Raw genomic sequence first — 3656 nt, forward strand, 5'->3', positions numbered from 1 at the left:
ATTTCGTCGATATCATGGTTGGGCAAGGGCCAACAGCACGGGCCGTCCATTTCCCACTACCACCCTTTACATTAATTGGGGCGACAACCCGACCAGGGATGTTATCTAAGCCGTTGCGGGATCGTTTTGGGATTATTAATGCGATGGTGTATTATACGCCAGCAGAACTCCAAGAAATTGTCGTGCGATCAGCCGATATTTTCCAAGCACCGATTAAGCCAGCAGGGGCGTATGAGGTGGCGTTACGGTCGCGAGGGACACCGCGTATTGCGAACCGGCTCTTAAAGCGCGTACGTGATTTTGCCCAAGTACAGGGGTTAGACGCCATTGACCAAGGTATTGTCGATGTGGCCTTGGATAAGTTACGGGTTGATAATCGCGGGCTTGATGAGACGGATCATAAGTTTTTAGGCACCATGGTGGCTTATTATAACGGCGGTCCCGTCGGCTTAAATACGATTGCCGCCAATATTGGGGAAGAGGCGGAGACCTTGGAGTCCATGGTTGAACCGTATTTGTTGCAAATTGGTTTCCTCCAACGCACACCACGTGGGCGAGTGGTGACCGAAGCGGCCTACAAGCATTTGAATTTACCGTACCCAGAGGCACACTAATGGATTATATTATTTCAGATACACATTTTAGTCACGAAAAAATTTTATATTTTGACAAGTCGCGGGCGGCATCGCTTAGCGCACTTGGCATCGACCCGACGATTGAAAATATGAATGCCTATCTTGAGAAAACCTGGAATGAGACGGTATCTGCTGAGGATACGGTTTATTTTTTGGGTGATTTAGGGATGTTTCGTAAGAAGCAAGACTTTGTCGCCCAGTTGGCGCGTTTAAATGGGCAAAAAGTCTTCTTTAAGGGTAATCATGACCATTCTGATCAGATTAAGGCCGCTTTAAAGACACCAGAAGCACGCCTCGTGGCCTATGAACCTACGGCCATGGCGTTGAAAATCAATGGAATTCAAGTATGGCTGAGCCATTATGCCGTTGATTTGCCTTATCCGATTTTATCCGTGCATGGGCATATTCACGAAGCGGAATATCAACGAGATGGCATGGTGAATTTGTCATTGGATTCGGCCTTTATGCAAACACGACCTTTCGGGCAGCCTATCAGCTTTGACGAACTGACACCGCTTCTACAGGCACGTTTAGCAGCAATTGAAGCAAGTTATCAAATCGAATCGGAAAACAAGCGATTTGACCGATTGGTGGAACGGGCCTTTGATGAGACGATTACGATCAATAAGCCAACCGCTACTCAGCGGCATGAATTGGCTTTGTTGGTTGCGCATCTTAACGCCAATGGCCTAACGTATGCGGATGTCTTAGAAAAGTTCAATATCCCCAACGAAAACAAAGTATTAACAGCAGAAGAAAAAGAAAAAGTTGCCCAAACTGGTTTTGAATTTGAAAAAACAACCGGCTTGAGTGGCAATACAGGTGGAAATAGATGACAGCACAACCATACCAATTATCAGATTTTGATTACGATTTGCCCGAAGCATTAATTGCGCAAACACCGCTCAAGCAACGTGACGCGTCACGGCTTTTGGTGTTAGATGCCGATACTGGTGCTTATGAAGACAAGCATTTTTACGACATTTTAGATTATGTCGAACCAGGTGATGCCATTGTCATGAATAATTCCCGCGTATTGCCAGCCCGTTTGCATGGTGCGCGAACAGAAACCGGTGGGCATGCCGAAGTGTTGTTGTTGCGCCAAGATCATGGTGATGTTTGGGAAACCTTGGTAAAGCCAGCCAAAAAGTCGCCGATTGGCTCAACAATCGTGTTTGGGGATGATATTAACAACCCGATCATGACGGCAACGGTTGTTGGTGAATTAGAACACGGTGGCCGTTACATCGAATTCCACTACGATGGTATTTTCATGGAGTTACTCGAAAAGTTAGGTGAAATGCCATTGCCACCATACATCAAGGAAAAGCTCGACGATCAAGAACGTTATCAAACCGTTTATTCGAAGGTTGACGGCTCAGCCGCAGCCCCAACGGCAGGATTGCACTGGACGCCAGAATTGTTAGATAAGGTACGTGCCAAGGGGGTTAAAACGGTTGAATTAACGCTGCACGTTGGGTTAGGGACTTTCCGACCAGTCGAAGAAGAAAACATCGAAGATCACAAGATGCATTCAGAATTCTACCAACTCACGCAAGAAGCGGCCGACACCTTGAACGACGTGCATGCTAACGGTGGGCGCATTATTGCTACTGGTACCACGTCAATTCGCACACTTGAAACGATTGGGTCAAAGTTTGATGGCAAGTTGCAAGCCGATTCTGGTTGGACGGATATCTTTATTAAGCCAGGTTATCAGTGGACCACGGTGGATGCGTTTATCACGAACTTCCATTTGCCAAAGTCAACTTTGGTGATGCTGGTGGCGGCGTTTACCGGCCGTGACAATATTTTAAAGGCCTATGAACACGCCGTTGCGGATCAGTATCGTTTCTTTAGCTTTGGGGATGCGATGTTTGTGAAGCGTGGTTAAAGGATAATTTGAGGAGAATGGCTTGTGTACGAATACATTAATGGGTTAATTACCAATATTTATCCGGCTTATATCGTGGTTTGTGATCGCAGTGGGGTCGGGTACAAGCTATATACGGCCAACCCTTACCGCTTTGAGCAAAACGTCGAATCGCATGTCTACGTGGAACAGATTGTTCGGGAAAATGAAATCGCACTTTATGGTTTCATGGATGAAAACGAGAAGATTTTATTCAATAAACTGTTAAATGTGTCAGGCATTGGGCCTAAAAGCGCGTTGGCGATTTTGGCCAGTGGGGATGCCCAAGGCTTAGTGAACGCGGTCGCCAATGATGATGTGTCTTATTTGACGCAATTCCCTGGCGTAGGCAAGAAGACGGCCCAACAAATCATTTTGGATTTGAAAGGCAAGTTAGATGATTTGGCAGTGTCTGCTGGCTTGCACCTCACAACGGCCCAACCAGTAGCCAACAACCAGGCACTAGCCGATGCGCTAGCAGCGTTAACGTCGCTGGGTTATAGTGCCAAAGAAATCGCTAAGATTGAAAAAACGCTGGCGCAAACGGCAGATACCACGGATGGCTACATTCGTTCAGCATTGAAATTGTTAGTCAAATAAAAAACCACTGCAGTTTTTGAGGTTTAGTTCAAGGTAACTAAGATTTCGGTTGGCAAAACTTTGTTGCTAATGGGCAAATTTCTGGCACAACTGGACAAGGTAAGCGCTTAGAGGCAACGACTATCCAACTGGCTAATCAAGACAGTACCATGGCGGGCAGCATTCAATACCAGACGCATATCCAAAATATTGGTTGGCAAGGTTGGACACAAGATGGCGGCATTAGTGGGACTTCAGGTCGGGCACTAAGACTTGAAGCGATTCGCATTAAATTATCTGGTAATATTGCGAACTATTATGATGTTTATTATCGTGTCCATGCGCAAAAATTTGGCTGGCTGGGCTGGGCATCAAATGGACAAGATGCCGGAACGTCTGGGTATGGTTATCGCCTAGAGGGTATGCAGGTTGTCTTAGTGCCTAAGTGTCAACCTGCACCGGGAAGTACGGCAAATCCATCTTATACGAAAGCTGATAACTCAATTATCGTTGTTGGTAGCGATAAGAAC

At 46.3% G+C, this 3656-nt stretch carries 4 protein-coding genes and 2 pseudogenes; all 6 read left to right on the top strand.

Annotation, left to right across the window (positions count from 1 at the left end; all coding sequences use genetic code 11):
* The coding region (gene ruvB / locus ACW12G_RS06985) for a Holliday junction branch migration DNA helicase RuvB (protein WP_455647609.1) at positions 1-614 on the top strand (614 nt) is incomplete at its 5' end.
* The gene (locus ACW12G_RS06990; RefSeq protein ID WP_455647610.1) at positions 614-1471 is read left to right on the top strand and encodes a phosphoesterase; all 858 of its coding nucleotides are present in this window, start codon (positions 614-616) and stop codon (positions 1469-1471) included. The genes ruvB and ACW12G_RS06990, both read left to right, overlap by 1 nt.
* Complete coding sequence (queA, locus tag ACW12G_RS06995) at positions 1468-2529, top strand: tRNA preQ1(34) S-adenosylmethionine ribosyltransferase-isomerase QueA (RefSeq protein WP_455647611.1); 1062 nt, start codon at positions 1468-1470, stop codon at positions 2527-2529. The genes ACW12G_RS06990 and queA overlap by 4 nt, the downstream gene beginning before the upstream one ends.
* Before the next feature lie 24 nt (positions 2530-2553).
* Entirely contained in the window at positions 2554-3147 is a 594-nt protein-coding gene (ruvA, locus tag ACW12G_RS07000) for a Holliday junction branch migration protein RuvA (protein WP_455647612.1), read from the top strand.
* A gap of 53 nt (positions 3148-3200) precedes the next feature.
* Positions 3201-3272: pseudogene (locus ACW12G_RS07005) on the top strand (hypothetical protein); the annotation flags it as partial.
* A gap of 24 nt (positions 3273-3296) precedes the next feature.
* Positions 3297-3656, top strand: a pseudogene (locus ACW12G_RS07010) (hypothetical protein); the annotation flags it as partial.

The organism is Leuconostoc sp., from assembly GCF_965300815.1.

Coding starts and splice junctions, on each gene's coding strand:
- ACW12G_RS06990 (WP_455647610.1), top strand. CDS start 614: ATGGATTATATTATTTCAGATACACATTTTAGTCACGAAAAAATTTTA.
- queA (WP_455647611.1), top strand. CDS start 1,468: ATGACAGCACAACCATACCAATTATCAGATTTTGATTACGATTTGCCC.